Source organism: Streptomyces sp. NPDC001858 (assembly GCF_053594615.1).
In genome coordinates, this window is record NZ_JBSFEV010000033.1 from 40393 (window position 1) to 55094 (window position 14702).

Annotated in this window: 14 protein-coding genes; 10 read left to right on the plus strand and 4 right to left on the minus strand. The window is 68.2% G+C overall.

The genetic code is table 11. The annotated features are described in order from the left end of the window. Positions 1 to 34: 34 nt before the first annotated feature. Entirely contained in the window at positions 35 to 1621 is a 1587-nt protein-coding gene (locus ACWCPF_RS34170; RefSeq protein WP_451049041.1) for an ABC transporter substrate-binding protein, read from the plus strand. An 88-nt stretch (positions 1622 to 1709) separates the two neighbouring features. Here ACWCPF_RS34170 and ACWCPF_RS34175 read toward each other — a convergent pair whose 3' ends face one another. After that, entirely contained in the window at positions 1710 to 2381 is a 672-nt protein-coding gene (locus tag ACWCPF_RS34175; RefSeq protein WP_020141342.1) for a response regulator, read from the minus strand. Between the two features lie 14 nt (positions 2382 to 2395). Then, positions 2396 to 3409 (minus strand): RecB family exonuclease, encoded by a 1014-nt coding sequence (locus ACWCPF_RS34180; protein WP_451048986.1) that lies wholly within the window; start codon positions 3407 to 3409, stop codon positions 2396 to 2398. A gap of 186 nt (positions 3410 to 3595) precedes the next feature. Here ACWCPF_RS34180 and ACWCPF_RS34185 point away from each other — a divergent pair, with 186 nt between their 5' ends. The 3 genes from ACWCPF_RS34185 (at position 3596) to ACWCPF_RS34195 (ending at position 6811) form a co-directional block, all read left to right on the plus strand. Continuing rightward, positions 3596 to 5056 (plus strand): site-2 protease family protein, encoded by a 1461-nt coding sequence (locus ACWCPF_RS34185; protein ID WP_451048987.1) that lies wholly within the window; start codon positions 3596 to 3598, stop codon positions 5054 to 5056. Positions 5057 to 5100: 44 nt separating this feature from the next. Beyond that, positions 5101 to 6003 carry a tRNA (adenine-N1)-methyltransferase gene (locus tag ACWCPF_RS34190; protein ID WP_451048988.1) on the plus strand — a complete coding sequence of 301 codons (903 nt, stop codon included), beginning with the start codon at positions 5101 to 5103 and terminating at the stop codon, positions 6001 to 6003. Positions 6004 to 6232: 229 nt separating this feature from the next. Further along, a complete protein-coding gene (locus tag ACWCPF_RS34195; protein ID WP_451048989.1) occupies positions 6233 to 6811 on the plus strand; it encodes a hypothetical protein in 579 nt (192 codons plus the stop codon). 57 nt (positions 6812 to 6868) lie between these two features. Here ACWCPF_RS34195 and ACWCPF_RS34200 read toward each other — a convergent pair whose 3' ends face one another. Then, positions 6869 to 7168: a ferredoxin gene (locus ACWCPF_RS34200; protein WP_451048990.1), complete on the minus strand. Its 300-nt coding sequence runs from the start codon at positions 7166 to 7168 to the stop codon at positions 6869 to 6871. A gap of 248 nt (positions 7169 to 7416) precedes the next feature. Here ACWCPF_RS34200 and arc point away from each other — a divergent pair, with 248 nt between their 5' ends. The 6 genes from arc (at position 7417) to prcA (ending at position 13578) form a co-directional block, all read left to right on the plus strand. Beyond that, positions 7417 to 9183 carry a proteasome ATPase gene (arc, locus tag ACWCPF_RS34205; protein ID WP_351908148.1) on the plus strand — a complete coding sequence of 589 codons (1767 nt, stop codon included), beginning with the start codon at positions 7417 to 7419 and terminating at the stop codon, positions 9181 to 9183. A 232-nt stretch (positions 9184 to 9415) separates the two neighbouring features. Next, positions 9416 to 10927, plus strand: a complete 1512-nt coding sequence (gene dop, locus ACWCPF_RS34210; protein WP_451048991.1) for a depupylase/deamidase Dop — start codon at positions 9416 to 9418, stop codon at positions 10925 to 10927. A gap of 188 nt (positions 10928 to 11115) precedes the next feature. Next, positions 11116 to 11334, plus strand: a complete 219-nt coding sequence (locus ACWCPF_RS34215; RefSeq protein ID WP_057579613.1) for a ubiquitin-like protein Pup — start codon at positions 11116 to 11118, stop codon at positions 11332 to 11334. A gap of 47 nt (positions 11335 to 11381) precedes the next feature. Next, positions 11382 to 11975: an endonuclease VII domain-containing protein gene (locus tag ACWCPF_RS34220; protein ID WP_451048992.1), complete on the plus strand. Its 594-nt coding sequence runs from the start codon at positions 11382 to 11384 to the stop codon at positions 11973 to 11975. After that, positions 11927 to 12772: a proteasome subunit beta gene (gene prcB, locus ACWCPF_RS34225; RefSeq protein ID WP_451048993.1), complete on the plus strand. Its 846-nt coding sequence runs from the start codon at positions 11927 to 11929 to the stop codon at positions 12770 to 12772. The genes ACWCPF_RS34220 and prcB overlap by 49 nt, the downstream gene beginning before the upstream one ends. A gap of 68 nt (positions 12773 to 12840) precedes the next feature. Continuing rightward, complete coding sequence (prcA, locus tag ACWCPF_RS34230; RefSeq protein ID WP_450947829.1) at positions 12841 to 13578, plus strand: proteasome subunit alpha; 738 nt, start codon at positions 12841 to 12843, stop codon at positions 13576 to 13578. 75 nt (positions 13579 to 13653) lie between these two features. Here prcA and ACWCPF_RS34235 read toward each other — a convergent pair whose 3' ends face one another. After that, positions 13654 to 14670, minus strand: coding sequence for a LacI family DNA-binding transcriptional regulator (locus ACWCPF_RS34235; protein WP_451048994.1), 1017 nt, complete (start codon positions 14668 to 14670; stop codon positions 13654 to 13656). Positions 14671 to 14702: the final 32 nt, after the last annotated feature.

A 14702-nucleotide genomic window follows, 5' to 3' on the forward strand; every position in this document is an offset into this window, starting at 1 on the left:
CCCGGGGTGACCAGAGATGACGACGAGGCATTTCGTGAACCTGCGTAACCAGTGGCCGGTCCTGCCGATCGTGGCGGGGCTGGCCTCCGGCCTGCTGACCGGCTGCGGCACCCAGAGCGGAGGATCCGGAGGCGACGACTCCGCCGTCGTCCTGGGCATGTCCGACGACGTCCTGAGCACCGACCCCGCCGCCGGCTACGACCCCGGCTCCTGGCTGCTGTTCAACAACGTCTTCCAGTCGCTGCTGAGCTTCCCCAAGGGCGGCACGCAACCCGAGCCCGACGCCGCGAAGAAATGTTCCTTCAGCGACACGAAGACCCAGGTCTACACGTGCACGCTGAAGGACGGTCTCGAGTTCAGCAACGGCCACGCGCTCACCTCCGAGGACGTCAAGTTCTCCTTCGACCGCATGCTGAAGATCAACGACGACGCCGGCCCGGCGATCATGTTCCCCATGCTCGACAAGGTCGAGACCCCTGACGCCGAGACCGTCGTCTTCCACCTCAAGACCCCCGACGCCACCTTCCCCAGCAAGCTCGCCTCGGGCGCCGGCTCCATCGTCGACCACGAGGAGTACGACGCCGACGGCCTGCGCAAGGACGGCGGCGCAGTCGGCTCCGGCCCCTACAAACTGGACTCCTTCGGCGACGACCGAGCCGTCTTCTCCGTCAACGAGAAGTACCAGGGCTCCGCCGCCGACACCCGCAACAGCGGCGTCACCCTCAAGTTCTTCAGCGGCGACCAGAAGGCCCTGGAGCAGGCCCTCCTCGCCGGCGACATCGACGTCGCCTACCGAGGCCTCACCGCCGACGACATCGCCGACATCCAGCAGAGCGCCGACGTCGACGCCGACGTCGAGGTCGTCGAAGGCAGCAGCGCCGAAGTCCAGCACCTCGTCTTCAACATGGACGACCCCGTCGCCGGCAAACTCGGCGTCCGCGAGGCCATCGCCCACCTGATCGACCGCGAAGCCCTCATCAAGGACGTCTACCAGGGCACCGCCGACCCCCTCTACTCGATCATCCCGGCCGGCATCACCGGCCACAACACCGCCTTCTTCGACCGCTACGGCGCCCGCCCCTCGAAGGCCAAGGCCGCCGCCGCACTCGCCGACGAGGGCATCACCGACAAGGTCGAGCTCACCCTCTGGTCCACCCCGTCCCGCTACGGACCCGCCACCGACCAGGAACTCGAGACCATCGCCGCCCAGCTCAACGCCAGCGGCCTGTTCGAAGCCGACGTCAAGTCCGTCGCCTTCGACCAGTACGAGAAGGACATCGCCGACGGCAAGTACGGCGTCTACGTCAAGGGCTGGGTGCCCGACTACCCCGACGCCGACAACTTCACCTCGCCCTTCTTCGGCGAGGGCAACGTGCTCGGCAACAACTACACCAACACCACCATCACCGACACCCTCATACCGCGCACCGCCGCCCAGAGCGACCGCACCGCCACCGACACCGACTACGGCCGGCTCCAGGACCTCGTCGCCGAGCAACTGCCCATCCTGCCCATCTGGCAGGCCAAGCAGTACGCCGTCGTCGGCGAGAACGTCTACGGCCTCGAAAGCTGCCTCGACGCCTCCACGGTCTTCCGCTTCTGGGAACTCAGCAAGGGCTGACCGCCCCCGGCCCACGGCCTCGGCACCCGGCACATGAAAGGGGTGCCTGTCTCCGCCCGGAGCGGAGACAGGCACCCCTTTCCGCACGCTACTGCGCGCCCGGACGCACCAGACCGCTCTCGTACGCGTACACCGCGGCCTGCACCCGGTCCCGCAGCCCCAGCTTCGTCAGCACATGCCCCACATGCGTCTTCACCGTGGTCTCGCTGACGAACAGGTCGGCCGCGATCTCGGCGTTCGACAACCCCCGCGCCACCAGCTTCAGCACCTCCACCTCACGATCGGTGAGGGTGTGCAACGTGTCCGGCACCGGCTCGTCGCCCGACGGAAGATGCGTGGCGTACTTGTCCAGCAGCCGCCGCGTGATGCTCGGCGCCAGCATCGCCTCACCGGCCGCCACCACCCGGATCGCCTGCACCAGCTCGTTCGCCGGCGCGTCCTTCAGCAGAAAACCGCTCGCCCCCGCCCGCAACGCCTCCACCACGTACTCGTCCAGATCGAACGTCGTCAGCACCAGCACCTTCGCCGGCCCGTCCCGACCGGGACCGGTGATCTGCCGGGTCGCCTCCACCCCGTCCATCCGCGGCATGCGGATGTCCATCAGCACCACATCGGGCTGCAACGCCCGCACCTGGTCGAGAGCCTGCAGGCCGTCTCCGGCCTCGCCGACGACCGCGATGTCCTGCTCGGCCTCCAGGATCATGCGGAAGCCCGTGCGCAGCAGCGGCTGGTCGTCGACCAGTAGGACACGGATGGCCACGTGGATCTCCTTTTTTAGCCCGGCCCCATTCTGCCCTGCGCCCCGCCCTCCGAGTCGGCCGCCCTCACCGAAGACGCCGCCGAAGACGTCACCGGCAACGGATACGGCGGGGGAGTGCCCCCGAACTCCGGACAGTGCGCCTGGTGGTCGCACCAGCCGCACAACTTCGTCGGCCGCGGCCGCCACTCACCCGTCTCCGTCGCCAGCCGGATCGCCTCCCACAACGCCAGCAACCTGCGCTCGACCCGCTCCAGATCCGCCACCACCGGGTCGTACGTCAGCACGTCACCACTGCCCAGATACACCAGCTGCAGCCGCCGCGGCACCACGTTCTTCAGCCGCCACACCACCAACGCGTAGAACTTCATCTGGAACAGCGCCCCGTCCGCGTACTCCGCCCGCGGCGCCTTGCCCGTCTTGTAGTCGACGATCCGCACCTCGCCCGTCGGCGCCACATCCACCCGGTCGATGATCCCGCGCAGCCGCAGCCCCGACTCCAGCTCCGTCTCCACGAACAGCTCCCGCTCGGCAGGCTCCAGCCGCGTCGGATCCTCCAGCGTGAACCAGCGCTCCACCAGCCGCTCCGCCTCCGCCAGCCAGCCCGCCAGCCGCTCGCCCTCCGGATCGTCCGCGAACAGCTCCACCACCTCCGGCCGCGACTCCCGCAGCCGGTCCCACTGGCCCGGGATCAACGACTTCGCCCGCGGCGCCGTCCGCTCCGCCGCCGGAGCGTCGAACAGCCGCTCAAGCACCGCGTGCACCAGCGTCCCCTTCGTCGCCGCCGCACTCGGCTTCTCCGGCAACCGGTCGATCACCCGGAACCGGTACAACAGCGGGCACTGCATGAAATCACCGGCCCGAGAGGGCGACAGCGACGTGGGCGCTATGGCGACGACCTCCGCCGTCACCGCCTCCGGCACGACCGCCTCCGGCACGACCGCCTCCGGCACGACCGCCCCCGGCTGCGCCGGAACCTCCACGACACCGCCGTCGCCCGACCGGGCGACCCCCTCGCTGCTGCTCTCCATGACTCCAGACCTTACGACCCACCACCGACAGTGACCCAGCCCCGCACCCCGGCCCGTTCCCGACAGCGGCGACAGCCGGGAAACACAGGGGGTGCCGGGGCGGAACACGCCACGACTGCCGCATACCATCGGTCCCAGAGCCTCCCGCGCGACACGAGCGGGAGACGCATCGATCGAGGGGACACCGTGGTGGAAAGCGGCGGGAGCGGGCGACCGCGGCCGGACAGCGAACAGTCGGCCGAACACCCCGCGACACCTGCGTCTCCGGCCACCGACCTCGCGAAGACCCCGGACGAGCCCCGACCCGAGCACGACAACGGCACGGGCGACGGCGACACAGGCGCCGACACCACCCCCGACACCACCCCCGACACAGGCGCCGGGGCCGGCCCCGAGCCCGGGAACGACAAGACCGACGCCGAACCCCAGGCCGAACCGACCCCACCCCCCATCCCCACCCTCCCCAAAGGCCCCCCACCCCGACGCCCCCCGGAGCAGCCCCGCGGCGGCCTCCTCATGGGCCGCCCCTTCGGCGTACCCGTCTACGTCGCCCCCAGCTGGTTCCTCGTCGCCGCCCTCATCACCTGGGTCTTCGGCAACCAGCTCGACCGCGTGCTCCCCGAACTCGGCGCCGCCCGCTACCTCGTCTCCCTCTTCTTCGCCGTCGCCTTCTACGCCTCCGTACTCATCCACGAACTCGCCCACACCATCGCCGCCCTCCGCTTCAAACTCCCCGTCCGCCGCATCCAGCTCCAGTTCTTCGGCGGCGTCTCCGAGATCGAGAAAGAAGCCGAGACCCCCGGCCGCGAGTTCTGGCTCGCCTTCGTCGGCCCCCTCCTCTCCCTCGTCCTCTCCGGCCTCTTCTACCTCGCCCTCCAGCCCGTCGAACCCGGCACCGTCCCCGGCGTCCTGCTGGCCGGCCTGATGATCTCCAACCTCATCGTCGCCGTCTTCAACCTCCTCCCCGGCCTCCCCCTCGACGGCGGCCGCATGCTCCGCGCCGTCGTCTGGAAGATCACCGGCAAACCCATGAGCGGCACCATCGCCGCCGCCTGGGTCGGCCGCGCCCTCGCCGTCTCCGTCCTCGTCGGCCTCCCCCTCCTCACCCAGTCCGGCGCCCTCGGCTCCAGCGCAGAAGACAGCGTCGGCATGGACACCGTCACCGACGCACTCCTCGCCGCCATCCTCGCCGCCATCATCTGGACCGGCGCCGGCAACAGCCTGCGCATGGCCCGCCTGCGAGAACACCTCCCCGACCTGCGCGCCCGCACCCTCACCCGCCGCGCCGTCCCCGTCGAGACCGACACCCCCCTCTCCGAAGCCCTCCGCCGCGCCAACGACGCCGGCGCCCGCGCCCTCGTCGTCGTCGACGCCAACGGCGAACCCCTCTCCCTCGTCCGCGAGGCCGCCATCGTCGGCGTACCCGAACACCGCCGCCCCTGGGTCGCCGTCAGCGGCCTCGCCCAGGACCTCACCGACGGCATGCGCATCTCCGCCGAACTCGCCGGCGAAGACCTCCTCGACGTCCTGCGCGCCACCCCCGCCACCGAATACCTCGTCGTCGAGGAGACCGGCGAGATCTTCGGCGTCCTCTCCGCCGCCGACGTCGAACGCGCCTTCGTCAAAGCCATGGCCCGCCCCAGCTGACCACCGTGGTCGGCGGCCCCCGCAAACGCCGGTAGGCTGGTCACATGTCCGAACCGACCGGTGCCGCCCGCAGGCGCGGGCCCTTCAAGGTCGGGGACCAGGTTCAGCTGACCGACCCCAAGGGCCGCCACTACACGTTCACGCTCGAAGCCGGGAAGAACTTCCACACCCACAAGGGTTCCTTCCCGCACGACGAACTGATCGGCGCACCCGAGGGCAGCGTGGTCCGCACCACCGGGAACGTCGCCTACCTCGCGCTGCGCCCCCTGCTCCCCGACTACGTCCTGTCCATGCCCCGCGGCGCCGCCGTGGTCTACCCCAAGGACGCGGGGCAGATCCTCGCCTTCGCCGACATCTTCCCCGGCGCACGCGTCGTCGAAGCCGGCGTCGGCTCCGGATCGCTCAGCAGCTTCCTGCTGCGCGCCATCGGCGACCAGGGCATGCTGCACAGCTACGAGCGCCGCCAGGACTTCGCCGACATCGCCCAGGCGAACGTCGAGCGCTACTTCGGCGGCCCCCACCCCGCCTGGCAGCTCACCGTCGGCGACCTCCAGGACAACCTCAGCGACACCGACGTCGACCGCGTCATCCTCGACATGCTCGCCCCCTGGGAATGCCTCGAAGCCGTCTCCAAGGCACTCGTCCCCGGCGGCATCCTCTGCTGCTACGTCGCCACCACCACCCAGCTCGCCCGGACCGTCGAGTCCATCCGCGAGATCGGCTCCTTCAACGAGCCCACCGCCTGGGAATCGATGATCCGCAACTGGCACGTCGAAGGCCTCGCCGTCCGCCCCGACCACCGGATGATCGGCCACACCGGCTTCCTCCTCACCGTCCGCCGCCTCGCCGACGGCGTCGAACCCCCCATGCGCCGCCGCCGCCCCGCCAAGGGCGCCTACGGAGACGACTACGACGGCCCCAACGCCGACGGAGGCGCCGGCCGCTGACCCGGCCCCGCACCACACCCAACGACACGGCGCCGTGACCGAGTTCCCGACCACACCACCGGAACTCGACCACGGCGCCCTCGCGTTGCCCCCCGACCACCCACCCCACCCCTCCACACCCCTTCACCGCACAACCCGCACCCCGCCGTTCCCCCACCCTGTGACGTGTGGCACGATGCTGGCCGATCCCCCACCCCCACCGGCACAGCCATCACAGGAGACGCTCCTAGTGCAGCAATCCGCCGTCCCGGAACTGGCACACACCCACACCCGGCCGATCCACTGGGTGGCGACCGCCACGGCCCTCGCCGGCGTCATCGCCCTCTCCTCGCTCCTGCAGCCCAGGTCCGCGACCGCCGCACAACCCGCCCGACCGGCCGCCACACCCGCACCCACCAGCACCACCGCCCCCGCCACCACCGGCGTCGACTTCCCCCTCGAATGCGGCCCCGTCCAGGCCCTCGTCGTCAAAAAGGCCACCGGCGACCTCGACGGCGACGGCCGTCCCGAAACCGCCGCCGTCGTCCACTGCGACGCCGCCATGGGCACCCCGCCCGACGCCCTCTACATCCTCACCCAAAGCGCCGACAGCACCCACGCACGCGTGGTCGCCACCCTCGTCGACCCCAAGGACCGCACCACCGTCACCAGCCTCGCCATCACCGACGGAGCCGTCCTCGCCACACTCCTCGGCTACTCCACGGCCGACGTACCCAGTTGCTGCCCCGACGTCAAGGACAGCGCCAAGTGGCAGTGGAAGGACAACACGTTCATCCGCTCGACACCCGCAGGCGCCCACAGCGTCTGATCCAGGCCACCCGCCCTGTGAGAAATCAGACAGAGATCACAGCCCGCGACGACGATCTCACTCCGCGTCCGGACCGTAGACCTCGACGCTGTCCGAAACTCGCCGTACATGAATGCAGTCACCCGGACACTCCCGCGCCGAGTCCACCACGTCCGTCAACAACGGCAACGGCACCGGCGTCGTGGCCCCCTTGGCCTGCAGAAGCTCGTCATCCGCACTCTTGACATACGCCAGACCGTCGATGTCCAGCTCGAACACCTCAGGCGCGTACTGCACGCAGATCCCGTCGCCGGTACAGAGATCCTGATCGATCCAGACCTCCAGAGCCTCACCGCCGACACCGGCCTCCTGCTGCACGCCTTGACTCCTGCCGTTTACTGTCGAGCCGCAAGGGAACGATGCAGGCTCTGACGGGTGTTGAACAGTTCGACCCTACCCTCGGCCGCTTCCCAATCATGTTCGGTGGGTATTCCCCTGGCGTGAGGGAGAGCGCAAGGGTGAAGATCGGACACACCCCGACCGTCTTTGTGATCTAGGGGTTTCAATCGACACCCACCCAGGTAGGGTCTGGAAGCGTCCAGCTCCCCTTGGAGGAGGTGAGGACCGTGGCAGCCCACGACGACGACATGAACCGCGGCATCCGCCCGGGACGAGGGTCCGACGACCCGTCCGGGCAGATTGCCTACCTTGAGCAGGAGATCGCCGTCCTGCGACGCAAGCTCGCCGACTCTCCGCGACACACGAGGATTCTCGAAGAGCGGATCGTCGAGCTGCAGACAAACCTGGCCGGCGTGTCCGCCCAGAACGAGCGACTCGCCAACACACTCCGCGAGGCCCGCGACCAGATCGTGGCCCTCAAGGAAGAAGTCGACCGGCTCGCACAGCCGCCGGCCGGCTTCGGCGTCTTCCTCACGGCGAACGAGGACGGCACGGCCGACATCTTCACCGGAGGCCGCAAACTCCGCGTGAACGTCAGCCCCAGCGTCGAGCTCGAAGAGCTCCGACGCGGCCAGGAAGTGATGCTCAACGAAGCCCTCAACGTGGTCGAGGCCATGGAATACGAGAGCGTCGGCGACATCGTCACCCTCAAGGAGATCCTCGAGGACGGCGTACGCGCCCTCGTGCAGGGGCACACCGACGAAGAACGAGTGGTCAGGCTCGCCGAACCACTCCTCGACGTCGTCATCCGCCCCGGCGACGCCCTCCTGCTCGAACCACGCTCCGGCTACGTCTACGAGGTCGTCCCCAAGAGCGAGGTCGAAGAACTCGTCCTCGAAGAGGTCCCCGACATCGGCTACGAGCAGATCGGCGGCCTCGGCGGCCAGATCGAGATGATCCGCGACGCCGTCGAGCTCCCCTACCTCTACCCCGACCTCTTCAAGGAGCACGAGCTCCGCCCGCCCAAGGGCGTCCTGCTCTACGGACCCCCCGGCTGCGGCAAGACGCTCATCGCCAAGGCCGTCGCCAACTCGCTGGCCAAAAAGGTCGCCGAAGTCACCGGCCAGGCCACCGGCAAGAGCTTCTTCCTCAACATCAAGGGCCCCGAGCTCCTCAACAAGTACGTCGGCGAGACCGAGCGACAGATCCGCCTCGTCTTCCAGCGTGCCCGCGAGAAAGCTTCCGAGGGCACCCCCGTCATCGTCTTCTTCGACGAGATGGAATCCCTCTTCCGCACCCGCGGCTCCGGCGTCAGCTCCGACGTCGAGAACACCATCGTCCCCCAGCTCCTCGCCGAGATCGACGGCGTCGAAGGCCTGCAGAACGTCGTCGTCATCGGCGCCTCCAACCGCGAGGACATGATCGACCCCGCCATCCTGCGCCCCGGCCGCCTCGACGTGAAGATCAAGATCGAGCGCCCGGACGCCGAAGCGGCCAAGGACATCTTCCAGAAGTACCTCACCGAACGCCTCCCCCTCCACTCCGAGGACGTCGGCGAACACGGCGGCGACAAGACCACCACCGTCCAGAGCATGATCCAGACGGCCGTGGAACACATGTACGCCGAAACCGAGGAAAACCGCTTCCTGGAAGTCACCTACGCCAACGGCGACAAGGAAGTCCTCTACTTCAAGGACTTCAACTCCGGCGCCATGATCGAGAACATCGTCGGCCGCGCCAAGAAAATGGCCATCAAGGACTTCCTCGACAAGAACCAGAAGGGCCTGCGCGTCTCCCACCTCCTCCAGGCATGCGTGGACGAGTTCAAGGAGAACGAGGACCTGCCCAACACCACCAACCCCGACGACTGGGCCCGAATCTCCGGAAAGAAGGGCGAACGGATCGTCTACATCCGTACCCTCATCACCGGAAAGCAGGGCGCGGACACCGGACGCTCCATCGACACGGTGGCCAACACCGGACAGTACCTGTAAGAACAGGGCGGCTGCGGGTGCCCACCAGGGCACCCGCAGCCGACTGTTTTCCAGGCCACGGCTGGAGCAAGGCAATGACGCAAATGATCTCCCCACCAGCGCAGAGGCGTTCTAGGCTCTTCCGTACCGCCGGGTCGCGAGTTGCGGGGACGGGCACCGCACACGCACCGGAGCACCACCGGTATCTGAGCGGCGCCCACGACCGAGGGTGCCGCCGGGCAAGGAGGGCCGCATGACCGTACGGCGAGTAATGGGCATCGAGACGGAGTACGGCATCTCCGTCCCCGGCCACCCCAACGCCAATGCCATGCTCACCTCGTCCCAGATCGTCAACGCCTACGCGGCGGCGATGCACCGGGCCCGCCGGGCCCGCTGGGACTTCGAGGAGGAGAACCCGCTGCGCGACGCACGAGGCTTCGACCTCGCCCGCGAGGCCGCCGACGCCAGCCAGCTCACCGACGAGGACATCGGCCTCGCCAACGTCATCCTCACCAACGGCGCCCGCCTCTACGTCGACCACGCACACCCCGAATACAGCTCCCCCGAGGTCACCAACCCCCGCGACGCCGTCCTCTGGGACAAGGCCGGCGAACGCATCATGGCCGAGGCCGCCGAACGCGCCGCGGCGCTCCCCGGCGCCCAGCCCATCCACCTCTACAAGAACAACACCGACAACAAGGGCGCCTCCTACGGCACGCACGAGAACTACCTGATGAAGCGCGAGACCGCCTTCTCGGACATCGTGCGCCACCTCACCCCGTTCTTCGTCTCGCGCCAGGTCGTCACCGGCGCCGGCCGCGTAGGCATCGGCCAGGACGGCCACGAACACGGCTTCCAGCTCAGCCAGCGCGCCGACTACTTCGAGGTCGAGGTGGGCCTGGAGACGACGCTGAAGCGCCCCATCATCAACACCCGCGACGAGCCGCACGCCGACGCCGAGAAATACCGCCGCCTCCACGTCATCATCGGCGACGCGAACCTCTCCGAGATCTCGACCTACCTCAAGCTGGGCACGACCGCCCTGGTCCTGTCCATGATCGAGGACGGCTTCATCGCCGTCGACCTCGCCGTCGACCAGCCCGTACGCACCCTCCACCAGGTCTCCCACGACCCCACCCTCAAACGACTGGTCACCCTCCGCAGCGGCCGCACACTCACCGCGGTCCAACTGCAGATGGAGTACTACGAGCTCTCCCGCAAATACGTCGAGGAACGCTTCGGCGCGGACGTCGACGACCAGACGAAGGACGTCCTGGCCCGCTGGGAGGACACCCTCACCCGCCTGGAGAACGACCACATGAGCCTCGCCGGCGAACTCGACTGGGTCGCCAAGCGAGAACTCATGGAGGGCTACCGACGCCGCGACAGCCTCGACTGGGACGCCGCCCGCCTCCACCTCGTCGACCTCCAGTACGCCGACGTACGCGCCGAGAAGGGCCTCTACAACCGTCTGGCGGCCCGCGGCCGCATGAAGCGCCTCCTGGACGAGTCCGAGGTCGAGCGGGCCATCACGACGCCCCCGGAGGACACCCGCGCCTACTTCCGCGGCCGCTGCCTGGAGCAGTACGCCGACGACGTCGCCGCGGCCTCCTGGGACTCGGTGATCTTCGACCTGCCGGGCCGGGATTCGCTCCAGCGGGTCCCAACCCTCGAACCGCTTCGCGGAACGCGAAATCACGTCAAGGAGCTCCTGGACCGCTGCCGCACGGCAGAAGACCTGGTCAGGGTCCTTTCGGGCAGCTGAACGGTTACCCGGACGGAACCTGCCGGACGGGGTGGAAAGTCCCCTGTCCGGGAATCATCGAGGTGGCTCCCGTACGTTGAAGCAACTACGGGGCCGATGTCGGACCCGGCTTGTAGGGTCTGATCATCACCGATCGGCAGGAATGCCGACCTGTCGACCATGTCGGGCGAAAGAGCGGGGTGAGGGTTATGGCGACCAAGGACACCGGCGGCGGCCAGCAGAAGGCGACGCGCTCCACGGAGGAGGTCGAGGAGCAGGCGGCCGAGACTCAGGGCTCGGAAGACCTCAAGGAGCGCCAGGAGAAGCTGAGCGACGACGTGGACTCGGTTCTTGACGAGATTGACGATGTACTCGAGGAGAACGCAGAGGACTTCGTGCGTAGTTTCGTTCAGAAGGGCGGGCAGTAGGCCCATTTCTCCTTCGATTCGAAGGTTTGGTACGGGGGAGTCTGCAAGTGCTCTACGAGCGAGAAGCCAGAAAGTGTTCGCGGTGCCAGCAGGCGAAGCCGCGGACGGCTTTCGCGAGCAACAAGTCCATGCGTGATGGTCTCCAGGCGTACTGCCGGGAGTGCTCGGCGGAGTACTACCGGCAGCGCCAGGAGGCAAAGGGTCGGAGGGTGCGCGAGAAGGTGCCCGTCCCGCCCGGCCACAAGCAGTGTCGGGGTTGCGGCGAAGTGAAGCCGCACAGCGGTTGGCACCGAAAGAACAGCGCCGCCGATGGCCTGGCGAGCCGCTGCAAGGCGTGCAAGGCGGCCTCCGCCCCGGCCGGTCATCTCCGGCGGAAGTACGACATCACCGAAGCCGAGCGCGACGAGCTGATCGCCTCTCAGATGGGTGTCTGTTGTATCTGCCTGGCAGCGCCAGCCATGCAGGTTGATCACTGTCATCAGACGGGTAGGGTCCGTGGCGTACTGTGCTTCAACTGCAATTCCGGCCTCGGTCTGTTGAGGGACGACCCCGAAGCGATGAACCGAGCTGCCGATTACCTGGAAGGAAACGCGTGGAAGCCAACACTCGTAGCACCGGGCGTCTACCAGCTGCCTTCCTGACGCCTGGGTCCTCGTCCTTCATGGACTTCCTCTCCGATCACCAGCCGGAGATGCTGCCCGGCAAGCGGCAGTTGCCGCCCACGCAGGGTGTGATCGAGGCGCCGCACGGGACGACGATCGTGGCCGTCACGTTCCCCGGGGGCGTCGTGCTCGCCGGTGACCGTCGGGCCACGATGGGCAACGTCATCGCGCAGCGGGACATCGAGAAGGTGTTCCCGGCGGACGAGTACTCGGCCGTCGGCATCGCCGGCACGGCCGGTCTGGCCGTGGAGATGGTGAAGCTGTTCCAGCTGGAGCTGGAGCACTTCGAGAAGGTCGAGGGGGCGCAGCTCTCGCTGGAGGGCAAGGCGAACCGTCTTTCGACGATGATTCGTTCGAATCTGGGCATGGCCATGCAGGGTTTGGCGGTCGTGCCGTTGTTCGCCGGGTTCGACGTGGACCGTGACCGGGGTCGGATCTTCTCGTACGACGTGACGGGTGGTCGTTCGGAGGAGCATCACTTCGCGGCGACGGGTTCGGGTTCGATCTTCGCGCGTGGGGCGATGAAGAAGCTGTTCCGCGGTGATCTGACGGAGGACGAGGCCACGATGTTGGTGGTGCAGGCTCTGTACGACGCGGCGGACGACGATTCGGCGACGGGTGGTCCGGATGTCGCGCGTCGGATCTATCCGATCGTCACCGTGATCACCGAGGACGGTTTCCGTCGGTTGAGCGACGAGGAGTCGTCGGAGATCGCCCGTTCGATTCTGGAGCGTCGTCTGGAGCAGCCGGACGGCCCGCGTGCCGCTCTGCTGTAGTCGGCGGTCCGGTTCTTGTTCCAGTTCCAGGTGATGCAGTGATTTCGACAGAAAGGGACGGATAACCGGTGTCGACGCCGTTCTATGTCTCACCCCAGCAGGCGATGGCGGACCGCGCGGAGTATGCGCGGAAGGGCATTGCGCGTGGTCGCAGCCTGGTTGTGCTGCAGTATGCCGACGGCATTGTGTTCGTCGGTGAGAATCCGTCCCGTGCGCTGCACAAGTTCAGCGAGATCTATGACCGGATCGGTTTCGCGGCCGCCGGTAAGTACAACGAGTATGAGAATCTGCGGATCGGTGGTGTGCGGTACGCGGATCTGCGTGGTTACACCTACGACCGGGACGACGTGACGGCGCGTGGTCTGGCGAACGTGTATGCGCAGACGTTGGGCACGATCTTTTCCTCGGCGGGTGAGAAGCCGTACGAGGTGGAGCTGGTGGTGGCGGAGGTCGGTGAGACTCCGGACGGTGATCAGATCTATCGGTTGCCGCACGACGGTTCGATCGTGGATGAGCACGGTTCGGTGGCGGTGGGCGGTAATGCCGAGACGATCAGCAGTTATCTGGATCAGCGTCATCAGGACGGGATGAGCCTGGCGGAGGCGTTGAAGCTGGCTGTTCAGGCGTTGTCGCGTGATACGAACGGCAGTGAGCGGGAGATTCCGGCGGAGCGGCTGGAGGTGGCGGTGCTGGATCGTACGCGGCCGCAGGCGCGGAAGTTCAAGCGGATCGTGGGGCGTCAGCTGGGTCGTCTGCTGGAGGCGGACGGTGCGTCGACGGAGGCGGAGAGCGCGGACGAGGAGTAGGCCGTCCGCGGGTTCGTGCTCGCTTTTTGTTCCTGTTGTGCCCCGGTCGGGTCTTCGGCCGGGGCACAGGGCGTTTCAGGAGGGGCTGGGCGGGGCTGTGGAGGCGCGTACGACGAGGTGGACGGGGATGTCTCCGTTGTCGGGTGTGCGGCCTTCCAGGACGGCGAGGAGGGCGTGCATGCCGCGTTCGCCGAAGAGTTCGGCGTCGAGTCGTACGGTGGTGAGTTCGGGGTCGAGGGCGGTGGCGAGGGCGAGGTCGTCGAGGCCGGTGACGGAGATGTCGTCGGGGATGCGCAGGCCGAGGCGGCGGAGGGCTTTGTAGGCGCCGGCGGCGAGTTTGTCGTCGTCGCAGACGATGGCGGTGGGGCGTGGTCCGGGGGCGGTGAGGGCGGTTTCGGTGGCGGTGCGGGCCTCGTCGATGTTGATGGGGGCGGGGGCGGTGCGCAGGGTGGTGCCGGGGGTGGTGGCGAGGCGGGTGGCGAGTGCGTGGGCGCGGACGTGGAAGGTCCAGGAGGGGATGTCGGCGGCGAGGTGGAGGAAGTGGCGGTGGCCGAGGTGGGTGAGGTGGTCGGCGACCTGGCGTACGCCGTCGGCGATGTCGAGGTTGACGGTGGCGGCGCCGTGGCTTCCGGTGGGGTCGCTGTCGAGCATGACGAGGGGGAGTTGGTCGCCGCGGATGGTGGTGAGGGCGTCGGCGGCCATGGAGGAGGCGAGGACGCCGTCGAGGGCTGCTTGGGCGGAGTGGAAGGGGTCGCGGGCGGGTCCGACGCCTTCGGGGGAGGGGTAGAGGACGACGCCGAAGCCGTGGTCGGCGGCGACGCGGGCGGCGCCGGTGTAGACGCCGGCGAAGAATTCGGTGGTGAGGGCGGGGACGACGAGGAGGACGGTGCGGGTGCGGCCGAGGCGGAGGTTGCGGGCGGCGAGGTTGGGGCGGTAGCCGAGGTCGCGGGCTGCTTCGCGGACGCGTTCGGCGGTGGTCTCGGAGACGCGGCCGCGCCATTTGTCGCCGAGGACGAGGGAGACGGCGGCTTGGGAGACTCCTGCGGCCTGGGCGACGTCGCGGCTCGTCGGGCGCGTGCTACCTCGTGGCACCGTGGGCCTGCTCTTTCGTCTGGACTGGTGAA